The 12,894-nt window shown below is 63.6% G+C and carries 18 protein-coding genes; 10 read left to right on the top strand and 8 right to left on the bottom strand.

Annotated elements, in window-relative coordinates; all coding sequences use genetic code 11:
• From GC148_RS14835 to GC148_RS14855, 5 genes are all read left to right on the top strand, one after another.
• A partial coding sequence (locus GC148_RS14835; protein ID WP_291071523.1) for an integrase core domain-containing protein occupies positions 1-137 on the top strand: 137 nt, incomplete at its 5' end.
• Positions 138-267: 130 nt separating this feature from the next.
• Positions 268-1,494, top strand: a complete 1,227-nt coding sequence (gene coaBC / locus GC148_RS14840; RefSeq protein WP_291071953.1) for a bifunctional phosphopantothenoylcysteine decarboxylase/phosphopantothenate--cysteine ligase CoaBC — start codon at positions 268-270, stop codon at positions 1,492-1,494.
• Between the two features lie 44 nt (positions 1,495-1,538).
• The gene (gene dut, locus GC148_RS14845) at positions 1,539-1,994 is read left to right on the top strand and encodes a dUTP diphosphatase (RefSeq protein ID WP_291071955.1); all 456 of its coding nucleotides are present in this window, start codon (positions 1,539-1,541) and stop codon (positions 1,992-1,994) included.
• 79 nt (positions 1,995-2,073) lie between these two features.
• Positions 2,074-2,286, top strand: a complete 213-nt coding sequence (locus GC148_RS14850; protein WP_291071957.1) for a hypothetical protein — start codon at positions 2,074-2,076, stop codon at positions 2,284-2,286.
• Between the two features lie 62 nt (positions 2,287-2,348).
• Positions 2,349-2,579, top strand: coding sequence for a hypothetical protein (locus tag GC148_RS14855; RefSeq protein WP_291071959.1), 231 nt, complete (start codon positions 2,349-2,351; stop codon positions 2,577-2,579).
• A gap of 119 nt (positions 2,580-2,698) precedes the next feature.
• Here GC148_RS14855 and GC148_RS14860 read toward each other — a convergent pair whose 3' ends face one another.
• From GC148_RS14860 to GC148_RS14890, 7 genes are all read right to left on the bottom strand, one after another.
• Positions 2,699-4,033, bottom strand: a complete 1,335-nt coding sequence (locus GC148_RS14860) for an AAA family ATPase (protein WP_291071961.1) — start codon at positions 4,031-4,033, stop codon at positions 2,699-2,701.
• 14 nt (positions 4,034-4,047) lie between these two features.
• Entirely contained in the window at positions 4,048-4,428 is a 381-nt protein-coding gene (locus GC148_RS14865) for a GNAT family N-acetyltransferase (RefSeq protein ID WP_291071963.1), read from the bottom strand.
• A gap of 121 nt (positions 4,429-4,549) precedes the next feature.
• Positions 4,550-5,773 (bottom strand): hypothetical protein, encoded by a 1,224-nt coding sequence (locus tag GC148_RS14870; RefSeq protein WP_291071964.1) that lies wholly within the window; start codon positions 5,771-5,773, stop codon positions 4,550-4,552.
• A gap of 95 nt (positions 5,774-5,868) precedes the next feature.
• The gene (lpdA, locus tag GC148_RS14875) at positions 5,869-7,272 is read right to left on the bottom strand and encodes a dihydrolipoyl dehydrogenase (protein WP_291071966.1); all 1,404 of its coding nucleotides are present in this window, start codon (positions 7,270-7,272) and stop codon (positions 5,869-5,871) included.
• 96 nt (positions 7,273-7,368) lie between these two features.
• Entirely contained in the window at positions 7,369-7,731 is a 363-nt protein-coding gene (locus GC148_RS14880; protein WP_291071969.1) for a hypothetical protein, read from the bottom strand.
• A gap of 87 nt (positions 7,732-7,818) precedes the next feature.
• Positions 7,819-8,469 (bottom strand): hypothetical protein, encoded by a 651-nt coding sequence (locus tag GC148_RS14885; RefSeq protein ID WP_291071971.1) that lies wholly within the window; start codon positions 8,467-8,469, stop codon positions 7,819-7,821.
• A gap of 193 nt (positions 8,470-8,662) precedes the next feature.
• On the bottom strand, positions 8,663-9,388 hold the full coding sequence (locus GC148_RS14890) for a glutathione S-transferase family protein (RefSeq protein ID WP_291071973.1): 726 nt from the start codon (positions 9,386-9,388) through the stop codon (positions 8,663-8,665).
• Between the two features lie 91 nt (positions 9,389-9,479).
• On the opposite strand from GC148_RS14890, the gene GC148_RS14895 reads away from it, so the two are divergent.
• Positions 9,480-10,184, top strand: a complete 705-nt coding sequence (locus tag GC148_RS14895; RefSeq protein ID WP_291071975.1) for a YafY family protein — start codon at positions 9,480-9,482, stop codon at positions 10,182-10,184.
• Here the strand turns inward: GC148_RS14895 and GC148_RS14900 are convergent.
• Entirely contained in the window at positions 10,161-10,739 is a 579-nt protein-coding gene (locus GC148_RS14900) for a methylated-DNA--[protein]-cysteine S-methyltransferase (RefSeq protein WP_291071977.1), read from the bottom strand. The genes GC148_RS14895 and GC148_RS14900 overlap by 24 nt on opposite strands.
• 121 nt (positions 10,740-10,860) lie before the next feature.
• On the opposite strand from GC148_RS14900, the gene GC148_RS14905 reads away from it, so the two are divergent.
• The 4 genes from GC148_RS14905 (at position 10,861) to GC148_RS14920 (ending at position 12,892) form a co-directional block, all read left to right on the top strand.
• On the top strand, positions 10,861-11,634 hold the full coding sequence (locus tag GC148_RS14905; protein ID WP_291071979.1) for an SDR family oxidoreductase: 774 nt from the start codon (positions 10,861-10,863) through the stop codon (positions 11,632-11,634).
• 33 nt (positions 11,635-11,667) lie between these two features.
• Positions 11,668-12,174 (top strand): hypothetical protein, encoded by a 507-nt coding sequence (locus GC148_RS14910; RefSeq protein ID WP_291071981.1) that lies wholly within the window; start codon positions 11,668-11,670, stop codon positions 12,172-12,174.
• Positions 12,144-12,509: a hypothetical protein gene (locus GC148_RS14915; RefSeq protein ID WP_291071983.1), complete on the top strand. Its 366-nt coding sequence runs from the start codon at positions 12,144-12,146 to the stop codon at positions 12,507-12,509. Before GC148_RS14910 ends, GC148_RS14915 begins: the two co-directional genes overlap by 31 nt.
• Positions 12,510-12,655: 146 nt before the next feature.
• Positions 12,656-12,892: a helix-turn-helix transcriptional regulator gene (locus GC148_RS14920; protein ID WP_291071985.1), complete on the top strand. Its 237-nt coding sequence runs from the start codon at positions 12,656-12,658 to the stop codon at positions 12,890-12,892.
• Positions 12,893-12,894: the final 2 nt, after the last annotated feature.

Here is a 12,894-nt window from a genome sequence, read left to right on the forward strand (position 1 = left end):
CAGACCAGAGAGCCGCATGCCTCGATGACTGGACACATCGATACAACTTCCATCGACCCCATGGCGGCATTAAATATCAAACACCCATCAGTCGCCTCGCCCTCGCCGGGGACAACCTGTTGAGAGTCCACAACTAGGCGTTCGGCGCTCCCGGCTGCCTCAAGTGTTGCCGCAGTCTTGACGCTGAGCTCGTAATCCCGCGGATTTGATGGGACCATTGCAAGGTTTTTGCGCTAGAAGCAGCCTGAAACCGGACCAGAATTCCTAATGAACAGCCCGCGCATCCTGTTGATCATCGGCGGCGGCATCGCCGCCTACAAAAGCCTTGAGCTGATCCGTGAACTCGGCCGGCGCGGCATCGCATCGCGCTGTATCCTGACCAAGGCCGGCTCTGAATTCGTCACGCCGCTTTCGGTGTCGGCCTTGTCGGGCGAAAAAGTCTTCACCGAGCTGTTCGACCTCACCGATGAAACGGACATGGGCCATATCGAGCTCTCGCGCTCGGCAGATCTGGTTGTTGTCTGCCCCGCGACTGCAGACCTGATGGCGAAGGCCGCCAATGGCCTCGCCAATGATCTCGCGTCCACCACGCTGCTCGCCACCGACAAGCCGGTGCTGATGGTGCCGGCGATGAACGTGCGGATGTGGGAACACGCGGCCACGAAGCGTAACGTCGCGCGGCTGCGCGCAGACGGTGTCCAGGTGGTCGAGCCTGATGTCGGCCCGATGGCATGCGGCGAGTTCGGCCCGGGCCGGCTGCCGGAGGTGAGTGCCATCGTGCGCGCGGTCGAGACGGCGCTGGCGCCGCCTTCGAAACGGCTGGAGGGAGTGCACGCCCTCGTGACTGCCGGGCCGACGCGCGAGCCGCTCGATCCTGTGCGCTACATCTCGAATCATTCTTCCGGCAAACAGGGCTACGCGATTGCCGCAGCGTTTGCCGCTGAAGGCGCGCGCGTGACGCTCGTTTCGGGCCCGGTCGCCCTGAAGGCACCGGACGGTGTGACGTTCGTGCCGGTCGAAACCGCGCGCGACATGCTGAAAGCGTGCGAAGACGCGCTGCCGGCGGATGTGTTCATTTCAGTGGCGGCGGTGGCCGACTGGCGCCCGGTGAAAGCCGCGCCGAAAAAGCTCAAGCTGAAAGGTCAGGGCGACGCGCCGGCCATCCAGCTCGCGGAGAATCCGGACATCCTGCGAACGTTGAGCCACAAGCGCAAAGGCCGCCCCGGGTTGGTGATCGGCTTTGCCGCCGAGACGCATGATGTCGAGAAGCTCGCGGTCGAGAAACGCGTTCGTAAGGGCTGCGACTGGATCGTGGCGAACGACGTATCCGGCGACGTCATGGGCGGCGCCGAGAACGAAGTGTTGCTGATCACGCCAGCCGGCACCGAACGCTGGCCGCGCCTCGCCAAGGAAGACGTCTCCCGGCGCCTCGCAGCCCGTGTGGCTGATGCGCTGACGGGCCCCGACAACGGCTTCAGGCTGGCGGCGGAATAGCCTGGCCGCTTGACTTAGGCGCAGAGTCTCCGCACCCGGAGACCATGAGCATCATCACCGTCCAGGTTCGCCCTCTGCCGCATTTCGAAGGGCTTCAATTGCCCGCCTATGAGACGTCCGGTTCTGCCGGAATGGACGTGCGCGCCGCTGTGCCGGCGGCTGAGCCTATGGTGCTGAAGCCCGGCGAGCGCGCCATGGTGCCGACGGGTCTCTCGGTCGCCATACCGGAAGGTTTTGAGATCCAGGTCCGCCCGCGCTCCGGTCTTGCGGCGAAGCATGGCCTGACCTGTCTCAACACGCCGGGCACGATCGACAGTGATTATCGCGGCGAAATCAAGGTGATCCTGATCAACCTGAGCCAGGAGGCGTTCACGATCCAGCGCGGCGAACGCATTGCACAGCTGGTGCTGGCTCCGGTGACCCGCCTCGCCTGGCAGCAGGTCGAAACGCTCGATGAAACGGTGCGCGGCGCCGGTGGGTTCGGCTCCACGGGCCGCTGACCCCAAAAAAAATGGACGAGCCACTTGCGTGGTCGTCAAACCTCCCAATATTGATATTCGATATGTAAGGGAGGAAGCCATGAGTTCATTCTGGCCCGTCTTCGGAATCATCGCGTTCATCTGGATGATGACACGCCATCGCCGACGCCATTACGCGATGCCGAGGCGCGAAGGACCTGATCCGCGAGATGAGCAGATCGCGCGGCTGACCGAACGTGTGCGCACGCTGGAGCGGATCATCACCGACAATGACTGGCAGCTGCGTCGCGACATCGACGGGCTTGGCCGGTGACACTGGCCCCGGACCACTTCCCGGTTTACACTCAACACTAAACGCGCAGCAGGAGGCGTCTCATGGATGTTTTTACAATGGTCGTCATCATCGTCGCGCTCGGCGTCGGATCGACGATCCTGAAAACCTATCTTGAAACCCGCGCGGCCCAGCCGCGCTCGGTCGCGGACGAGACAGAGCTTGCCGCGATGCGCGAGGATATCAAGCGCCTGAAAGACCGCGTGCGCACGCTGGAGACCATCGTGACGGACAAGGACCGGGCGCTTTCGGAAGAGATCCGCAAGCTCGCCTGACGCGGTCTGACTCTGCGTAATTTGTTGCGCCGGCGGGAGCGTTGCAGCGCGTTCATTCAGATAACGCGCTCCGCGGCTGGGGTAACGCGCACGTATCCGCGTCAGCCCGATATCCCTTCCTACAACAACTGGTCTTCGTCCTTTCGGAATTTCGCAAGCAGGTAGTTCGGCGTGTCTTCGATCGGATCGAGCGGACCGAAGGCGAAGGCATCGCGGTCCAGCACCAGATCGCGCGGCCTCAGGGCCCGCGAAATCTCCAAACCGTCCAGCGTGCGCGCGCGCGAGAAGGCGACATAGGCCTGTCCGTGGGCGAACATTCCTGAATCGAAGTCGATATAGACGTTGTCGAGCGTCAGGCCCTGCGCCTTGTGGATCGTGACGGCGTAGGCGAGGCGCAGCGGCATCTGCTTGAACGTGCCCACGACTTCGCGCTTCACCTTCTTCGTTTCCATCTCGAAGTCGTAGCGGTATTTTTCCCAGGCGGCCGGCTCGATCTCGTAGACACGTCCGGCGATCTTCACGATCACGCTCTTGCCGCCGAAGCCTTCCACATGTGCCAGTGAGCCGTTGACCCAACGGCCTTCCGGATCGTTGCGGATCAGCATTACGCGCGCGCCGACCTTCAGTTCAAGGTCAGACTCGGTGGGAAAACTCTTGTCGTCGAACTGGCCCTGAACATCGGCGCGGAAAATCTTCGACTCGCCTTTCAGATCCGCCAGGCGGGATTGGTTGATGCGGAACGCGTTTGCATTGTTCGGGGTGAGAACGACATGAGTTTCCGACGCATCGGCTGCGCTGCGTGTCGACACGAGCCGCGCCAGCGTTGCCTCGTCATTGGGCGTGACACGTCCCGTGCGAAGCGCGCCGAGCAGCGCCAGGAACCGAGGGTCTTCCTGGCGGAACACGTGTTTCAGCGCCAGCAGCGAGAATTCGCCGTCACGGAACGCCGGTGCATTGAAGAAATAGCCGCCACCAAAACGTTCCTGCAGGATCGGGCCCTCCTGCGATGATATCACAGGCGGCAGCTGGTGCAGGTCGCCGGACAGGATCATCCGTACGCCGCCGAACGGGCGTTTGGATCCGCGGTTCAGCTTCAGGCTCCGGTCTATCGCGTCCAGCATGTCGGCGCGCACCATTGAGATCTCGTCGATCACCACTGTGTTCACCGCGCGCACAACGCGGGCATTCGGCAGTCGTCGCACATCCTGCGGCTCGATCAGACGTGGCGGCAGTTTGAAGAAGGAATGGATGGTCTGGCCGCCCGCGTTCATCGCCGCAACGCCGGTCGGCGCAACGATCACAGCCTTTTCCCCGGCTTCGGCCAGGAATTTGCGAAGCAGGGTCGTCTTGCCGGTGCCGGCGCGCCCGGTGAGGAAGAGGTTGCCCTGTGCGCCTGCGCCGCGCGCCACCCACTCGGCCGGCGCCGCATAGATGGACTCAGGCGTAGGGGGCATCTTCCGGGGCAAGCTCAGGGGCTGACAAGGCGCATCTGGCGCGCCTTGCCGGTTGTCGATGTACTCGCGACAACCTGCCAGCCCAGCGCTTCATAAGCGCGGCGCGCGCCCATGTTTTCGGCGTCCACATCCAGGCTCAGCGGCCCGGTGGCCTGCTGGCGCGCCACTTCGAGCAGCCCGCGGGCGACGCCGCAGAAGCGCCAGTCACGATCCACAAACAAATGGTCAATGTAATCCTGCGGCATCTGCAGGGACAGGAAGCCCACGATGCCGGCATCGGGTTCTTCCGCCACCCAGGCGCTCTGCGGGTCCAGGGCGCGCCGCAGGATGATATACTGGCCGCGATTACGCGTGCGCCACGGCATATCCTTCAGGCAATCGCGGAAAATCGACAAGCAGGGGCCAGCATCCGCTGTTTCAAACGGCCTGATATTCCATCCGGCGCCAGCATGCTTGTACATGATCACCAGAGTAAGGTGCGGCGCTCGCGGCGTCCAGCCGAAAGCCGCTTGAATGTCAGTCGGCCGTGCAAGGCTTCAACGTGACGCCGCCGCTTCCGTTGATCGACTGCATGAGTCCCATCATGACGAAATTGTCGAACAACGTATCCGACACGACCGTCCTGGCATCTGCCATGGCCGCATCTTTCATCGGCGCTGGCAGGTCTTGCGATTCGATGCTGTCCATGATCGCATTGCTGAGCGTGTTCACCTGACCTGCGCCGTTGCGGGCCGATTCCTCGTCCCACTCGCCGCCATTCTCGGCGAGGACCATGTAAGGTGGGTTGTCGCTCGCATACATCATGCTTCGAAACAGCAGCACCCAGCCGACACGCTCGGGCATCCCGAGGCGGAATTTCTCCACGAATTTCACCTCTTGCGTCATCGCGCCGAACGTATCGTCCGTCACCCTTGTTTTCGTCAGCGCATCGCCCACCTTCACTGCCAGCGCGTTGGGCCCGCAGGTGTCATCGCCAAAGACGCTGAATTTCGAAAGGTCGCCCACAGCGGCCTCGAAGTCGCGCTGTTCGTTGATCTTCTCGGCTGCGACAGCCTTGCCGAAGGCTTCGGTCGTCTCAATCATTACCTTCACGGTCGGCGCGGCACCTTCCAGTTCCGGCGGCACCTGCCTGCACGCCTTACCGTTTGAGGGACGCTCCCGGCAGGCCAGTGTGATCGTCTTGTCGGCCAAGGTCTCCAGTGGATTGCCGACTTCCCAATACCCGTAGCCCTTGAACTCGCGGATATGCGCGATCTCCTTGTCGAGCGCCGCGCGCTCTTCCGGCGTGTAGCGGAACACGTCGCCCCAACGCAGGCTACCCAGCACGTCGACATGCGCGATCATGCGCCAGTACTGGTCCATCACGAACATTGTGATCTGGTGCTGTTGGGGCTGGTCTTTGCCATCCGGTTGCTTGCAGGAAAAAGAGCTGACGCTCGCCGCCGCCTGTTCCAGCGCCGTATCGACCTGGCCGCGAACTTCGGGCGCCACCATCGCCTTCAGATCCGCCGCCTTGATCTTCAGCATCGACTCCGAGGCCAGCACGTACGTGGGGTCAGTCCAGTTGCACTTCTTCGCCGCGGCCGTGATCTGCGCCACATTCGCAAGCTCGGCGAGGATCGCGTTGGGGTCGGCCGGAGGTGGCGCAGGTGCGCGCGGATCGGCGCCTTGCGCCTGGACCCCCGCCGCCAACACTGAGAAAAGCGCTCCAAGAATGGCCGGTCGAGCCTGTCTGCGCATCGTTTTAGCCCCTTCATTGCGCCCAGCCCGAGTAGGGCCGTGATTCACGGCCTTTATCCAGCGCGGATCGAAGAGTCTTGCATGCCCCCGAGGGGTTACATCTGCATGGCCCAGCCTTCGACCGCCATGGCGGCCTGGCGCACGGCTTCGGAGAGGGTGGGGTGGGCATGGCTTGTGCGGGCGATGTCCTCGGAGGCGGCGCCGAACTCCATCGCGACACAGATTTCGGCGATCATTTCGCCGACGCCGGTGCCGATCATATGCGCGCCGAGGATCTTGTCGGTGCCTTTTTCGGTGAGGATTTTCACGAAGCCGAGCGTCTGGTGGTTCGTCCGAGCCCGCGAGTTGGCCATGAACGGGAACTTTCCCTTGGCATAGTCGACGCCGGCGGCTTTCAGCTCTTCCTCGTTCTTGCCGACCCAGGCCATTTCCGGGTTCGTGTACACCACGCTGGGCACAAGATTGTAATCGACATGGCCTGCCTTGCCGGCGATCAGCTCAGCCACCGCCGTGCCGTCATCCTCGGCCTTGTGAGCCAGCATCGGGCCCGGGATACAGTCGCCGACCGCCCAGACGCCGTCGGTCACCTTGAAGTGGTCGGTGACTTCGATCACGCCGCGCTTGTCGGTCTTGCCGCCCACATTCTCGAGGCCAAGGCCGTCCGTGTACGGCTTGCGTCCGATCGCCACGATCACGACGTCCGCGTCCAGTGTTTCTGTGTCGCCGCCCTTGGCCGGCTCGATGTTCACTTTCAGCTTGGACTTGGTCTTCTCCACGCCCGTCACCTTGGTGCCGAGCTTGAAAGTCAGGCCCTGTTTCTTGAAGATGCGCTCTGCGTCCTTGGCGACTTCGGCGTCGGCGGGAGGCAGGATACGGTCGAGGTATTCCACCACGGTGACTTCGGAGCCGAGACGCGCCCAGACCGAGCCCATTTCGAGCCCGATCACACCCGCACCGATCAGTACCAGCTTCTTCGGAACGGCCTTCAGGCTGAGCGCACCGGTGTTCGACACGATCCGCTCTTCATCGATTTCTATGCCGGGCAGGGTGGTGGGTTCGGACCCGGTCGCGATGACGATATTCTTCGTTTCGAGAACCTGCTTGCCGCCTTCGGTCAGTTCGACCTCGACCTTGCCCTTGCCGAGGATTTTTCCGCGGCCTTTCAGATAATCGACCTTGTTCTTCTTGAAGAGGAATTCGATGCCTTTGGTCAGGCCTTCCACGGCGTCGGCCTTCTGGGCCATCATCTGGGTCAGGTCGAGTTCGACTTTTCCGGTCTTGATCCCGAGGCTGGCGAACTCGTTCTGCGCCGCGTCGAACAGGTGGGAGGCGTGCAGCAGGGCTTTCGAGGGGATGCAGCCGACATTCAGGCAGGTGCCGCCCAGCTTGCCGCGCGACTCGATGCAGACAACCTTCAGGCCGAGCTGCCCGGCGCGGATTGCGCAGTTGTAGCCACCGGGGCCGCCGCCGATGATGACGACGTCATAAATGTCTGCCATGGGAATTAATTCCTTCGCTCAGGAGGCCGATTCAATCGTGCCGCATACCTATGCATTCCAGCATCGAAATCAATCCGCAGGGAGCGGATTCTGGACCTAGCCGCGCTTCGTGAAGAGGAGGACGCAGGCCAGTGCAATCAGGAGGCTGCCGAACACGAGTTCGTCCATCCACAGGCTGGAATCGCTGCCCATGCCGGCCATCAGGCCGCCCAGTGCGGCGAAGAGGATCGCACCGATCAGGCCGGTCACGCCGCCCCCGCGAACGTTCAGCGCCGCTAGCAGTCCGCCAGCGAGCGCGAGCCCGGTAGATACGAGGCGCCAGAGGCTCGTCGGGGGTTGCAGCAGGGCGTCATCCAGCGGACTGCCCCGGCTGGTGATGATCAGCACGGCCGACAGGCCTTGCCAGAACAGCCAGGCGGCCAGAAGGGCGAGTGCGATGGCGGCAATCCTGCGGATCATGTGTGTTCCCTCCCCGGAACGATGTGCGTCATGCGATTGCTAGGCCGTTGCGGGCGGGCCTGCAACCGTCGCCGCAGGAAGGGGATGTCAGGCGGCTTCGTCCTGCTCTTCGCCGCGCAGTGCGGCGAGACGGGCGGCACGCAGGGCATTGCGCCGTTTGGCCTGAGCAATGAACATCGCGCGCTGTCGCTGCACCACGATGTCGGGAACGAACAGCGGCGGCTGTTTCTTCTTCGGCGGTTTGACCTTTTCGGCGCGCATCCGGGCGGGCCGCACGACAGGGACTTCGTCCTCGTCTTCCACTTCGACATATTCTTGCGGCGGACGCTTGCGCAGCTCCCAGACCGCGATGAACAGGAGCACAGCGCCGCCCATCAGGCCCGCCATTGCGCCTTCGCCGACGCTCGGGTCTTCCCACCAATTGGCGTCGAAATGCACCAGGAATACGGACGGAACCGAAAAGGCGAGCGCAAACAGGTACCAGGCCACGGCGCCGCCTTTGCGGGCCGCGATGATCGCGCCGGCCGCGTAATAGCCGAGCGCCGCGAACAGATAGGCGCTGCCATGGGCAATGCCGAGTTCGCGCCAGTTCAGACCGCTGAGACCGTTGGCCACGTCATCTCGCATGATCCAGCCCATGACCATCACGATCGACGGCCAGCGCACGGCGGTCAGGGCGCCGAAGGCGAAGGCGATCGCATAGACCGTCAGGAGGATGGCTATCAAGCGGCGCGGCATCCGGAAGAGCTACCACGCGCGTGGTGAGCGCCCGCTGAATCCCGTCGGTGAAATTTCACCGATCCGGCTTTTCCAGCGGTCCAAATTCGCAGCATGAACCTTATCGATACCTCGCGCCGCGACGGATGCCGCCGGCGCGCGATCTGCGTACGCGGGCGGCGCTCCGGCGGGCGTGGAGCAGGGGTACTCCGGATCAGGCCATTTCGAAGGACGGCCAGAGATTGCGCGCGAAGTATTTCGCCCGGATGCGATCCATATAGGCCACCAGATTGGCATGATTGCGGATCAGGTCCTTGAGGGGCGTGTCGAAGAATTCGGTCGCGCTGGAAATCAGCACGCCGCTGACACTGGCATCTGCTGCCGCAGGTTCATCGCCGAACAGGTAGTCCCGATCCGCCAGCTGTCTTGCGATGGCCTCAATGTCGCGGGCCCCCAGGTCGAGGCGTTCGGCTTCAGAATGCCGGCCTATGCCCTGGCCATGTTTCGTGGCCGCCACGCCCTCGCGCGCCTGCTTCATCACGTCTTCCCGCATGCCTGCCGGCACGCCGTCGAAGAAGTGAGCCGGGCCCTTGAAGAAGTTCTCGTCCTTCAGCCAGCGCTCCATGACCATGACATCGGCGAGGTGGCCCTCGGCCATCCGCTCGAGCGCCCAGCCTGCGGCGCGCTGGGCGTCGCTGAGACCGGCATCCAGCGATTTGCCAAGCTTCTTCTCGAAATGGGACCGGATGAAATTGCTGTCCTGGATCAACAGGTCGCCGTCGCGAAGGTAGGGCGCCTTGTGTTTCGAAACAGCGTCGAGATCGGCCAACGCGCGGTCAAATGAAACGCCCAGCATCTGCAGCTGGATCTCCGATTTCATCACATAGGGGCTGGGCGAAGGGCAATCGAACATCGGGCCCCATCCATAAAGCGTGATCATTGTCGTCTCCTTGGTCAGTGTTGCGACAGGGACTTGATACGCAGCCCCTGCTGACAGCATGCTGTCAGCAGTGTGGCAGTAGGACCCATTCATGAGACGCACCGAACGCCTGTTCCAGATCATCCAGGTGCTGCGCCGCGCGCGAGCCCCCGTCACCGGTCAGGCGCTGGCTGAGGAACTCGAAGTGTCATTGCGCACGCTCTACCGCGACATGGCCGAACTGATTGCCCAGCGTGTGCCGATCCGCGGCGAAGCGGGAACCGGCTATGTGCTGGAGCAGGGGTATGACATGCCGCCTTTGATGCTCACGGCCGACGAGCTCGAGGCTGCCGTCCTCGGCGCTCAGTGGGTGGCCGCGCGCGGCGACGCCGCGCTGTCCCGCGGCGCCCGGGACCTGATCGCCAAGCTCACGGTTGCCGTGCCCCGTGAATTGCAGCCCGTCATCGTCGATGCCGGGCTGCGCCCCATCAGTTCCCGCCAACGCCCGAAGGATGGTTTCGATGTCGCGCTTGTCCGGCAAGCCATCCGTGGCCAGACGAAACTGGGGATCGAGTATGCCGATGAGACGGGCGCCGTCACCCGGCGCACGATCTGGCCCATCCTGCTGGCCTATTGGGACGATGTGCGCCTGATCTGCGCCTGGTGCGAATTGCGGCAGGGCTTTCGCCATTTCCGCACGGACCGCGTGCGCAAGGCTGAACCGCTCGGCCGCTTCCCGGAAAGTGTCAGCCGGCTCCGCCGCCGCTGGGAACAGGAACGCAAGGCGGATCGCTCAGTCGAAAAGCCCGGGCAATAGCGGCGCCGCGCCGTCCGCGTCGATGCGTTCCAGCTGCAGCATGTGGCGTTTGGTATCCCGTCCGCCATGCGCGGAGAAGCCGCCGATCCGGCCTGAAGCCGCCAGCACCCGGTGGCAGGGAACAATCAGCGGCCAGGGATTGGCGCCCATCGCCGCGCCAATGGCACGCGCTGCGCCCGGCTCGCCGATCGCATTCGCAAGGGCGCCGTAGCTCGTCGCCTCTCCCCAGCCGAAGGCGCGCAAGGCCGAATAGACCCGCGCATCGAAGGCGCTGAGGCCGCGCAGGTCGAGCGCGACGTCCGTGAAATCGGCTTCCTCACCCTCGAAATAGCGGCGCATCCGATCTGAAATCCCGGCGATCCATGTGGGCGGCGCGTCGCACCGGGGCGCGCCGGACCGTGTGGCAAGCCGCGCTTCCGTCGCCGCCGGGGTCGCTTCCGGCAGTTGAACCTGGGTCAGGCCGTCCGGGCTCCAGGCGAGGCCACATGGTCCGGCCGTCGTCTCGAAGACGACGTAGCCAGCGTCCACCGGGGCAGGGGCATCGCGCGAGGTCACGGCCCCAGAATGACCTCCGACGGCCTGCCCGGCAAGCGGGGCCCGGCGATGTTAGCCATTGGCGGGTGTCGGCCTGCCCTGCTAGGGATCAGGCCGAAGCAAAGATAACCGGGAGGAAGATATGGGCCGCGTTTCAGGAAAAATGGCATTCATCACGGGCGGCGCGCAGGGCCTCGGTGAGGCGACCGCACGCATGCTGGCCAAGGAAGGCGCCAAGGTCACCGTCACGGATATCAATGGCAAGGGCGCCGAAGCGGTCGCCGCCGCGATCAACAAGGACTACGGCGCCGGCACGGCCTTCGCCTGGCAGCAGGACGTTACCGATGAAAAGCGCTGGCCCGAAGTGCTGCAGCTGGCGCACGACGCGATGGGCGGCCTCAATGTGCTCGTCAACAATGCCGGCATCGGCTCGCTTGGCTCGGTCGAGGATGAGAGCTACGAGATGTTCAAGAAAGTTCAGACCGTGGATGTCGACTCGATCTTCCTCGGCTGCAAATATGCGATCCCGCTGATGCGGGCGCACGGCCTCGGCTCGATCATCAACATCTCGTCCATCGCCGGTATCATCGCCAGCGGCAATTACGTGGCCTACAACACGGCCAAGGCGGCGGTGCGCCATATCTCAAAATCCATCGCACTGCACTGCGCCAAGACCGGCGGCCAGATCCGGTCGAACTCCGTGCACCCCGTATTCATCAACACGCCGATCCTGGACCGCACCAAGGAAATGTTCGGAGAGCAGAAGGCACTTGAAAAGCTCGGCCGGCAAATCCCGCTCGGCAAGGTCGGCGAGCCGGACGATATCGCCTATGCAGTCCTCTATCTCGCCTCGGATGAGTCCAAACTCGTCACCGGCATCGAGCTGAAAGTGGATGGCGGCATCAGCGCGATGTAGTCTGTCGGCACGGTCACGCGAAAGGCACCTGACATGATCCGGACCCTGCTCATCGCTGCGCCAGCCCTCATCATGGCCGCCTGCGCGACAGCGCCGGCGCCCGCGCCGATTGTTGCGGCAGAACGCGCCTTTGCCGATGACGGCTATGCGCGCGGCGTGAAGGCCTCGTTCAAGGCCTATGCGGCGCCGGATGCGGTGATGTTCGCGCCGGAGCGGGTGTATGTGCATCACTTTTTCGGCGCCCAGTCCGACGCGCCGGCGGATCCGTCACGCCCGCACCTCGTCTGGTGGCCGCTTGCGGCCGGTATCTCGGCCTCGGGTGATCTTGGCTTCACCACCGGTCCTTATGCCTACGACGAGGATCGGCGCGGATATTATTTCACGGTCTGGCAGCGCCAGCCGGACGGCGAATGGAAATGGGTGATCGATGCCGGGGTCGAAGCCGATGCCGCAAGGGCGCCCGGGCAAGAGGCTCGGTCGATTACCTGCCCGTTGCCACACTCGGCAGCGTGTCACCGGATACCGCCTTTTCGGACGTGATGGCGATCGAAGGCGAGATTGCCAGCAAGTCGCAGCAGGATGCGCGCGCGGCGTATGAGGGAAAGCTCGCGCCCGAAGCGCGGATGCACACCAGGGGCCTTGCCCCGGCCACCGATGAGGCCGGCCGGTCGGCGGCCTTGCAGGCCCGTCCGGAAGCCTTGTCCCTGACACCGCTCGGCGGCGGCGCTTCGGGCGCAGGCGATCTCGTTTGGACCTATTCCAGCGCCGGATGGACCGGCGGTGAAGGCCCGGCGACCGGCCTCGTTGTGCGTGTCTGGCAGAAGCGCGAGGCCGGTTGGCAGATCGTGTTCGATGAACTCATCCCCTCGCCCTGATGGCCCGTCCGGGCTGAGCCCGGGGCGCTGAACTACTGCTTTCGGGTCAATAGCTCCGCTTTGGTCGCACCAAAGATTCCGTCTTGATCGGCACTCAATTGTTGTGTAAACACAACATAGCGATGTATTTAGAAGGCAATAAATAGGTGGTTCACAACAGGTTATCTGTCTTCCGGGCGGAACGGAATCTCAGCCGGAAAGACCTGGCCGAACAGGTCGGGGTCAACCCGCAGACGATCGGCTATCTCGAGCGAGGCGATTATGCGCCCTCGGTCGAACTGGCGCTGAAGCTCGCCGCTCTTTTCGGCGTGCCGGTCGAGCAGCTTTTCTCCCTCAAACCCTTTGCGCCGCTCGCGGCCAGTCTCAAGAATCAGGAGTCCTGAAA

This window comes from Hyphomonas sp., assembly GCF_016125515.1.
GTDB lineage: Bacteria > Pseudomonadota > Alphaproteobacteria > Caulobacterales > Hyphomonadaceae > Hyphomonas.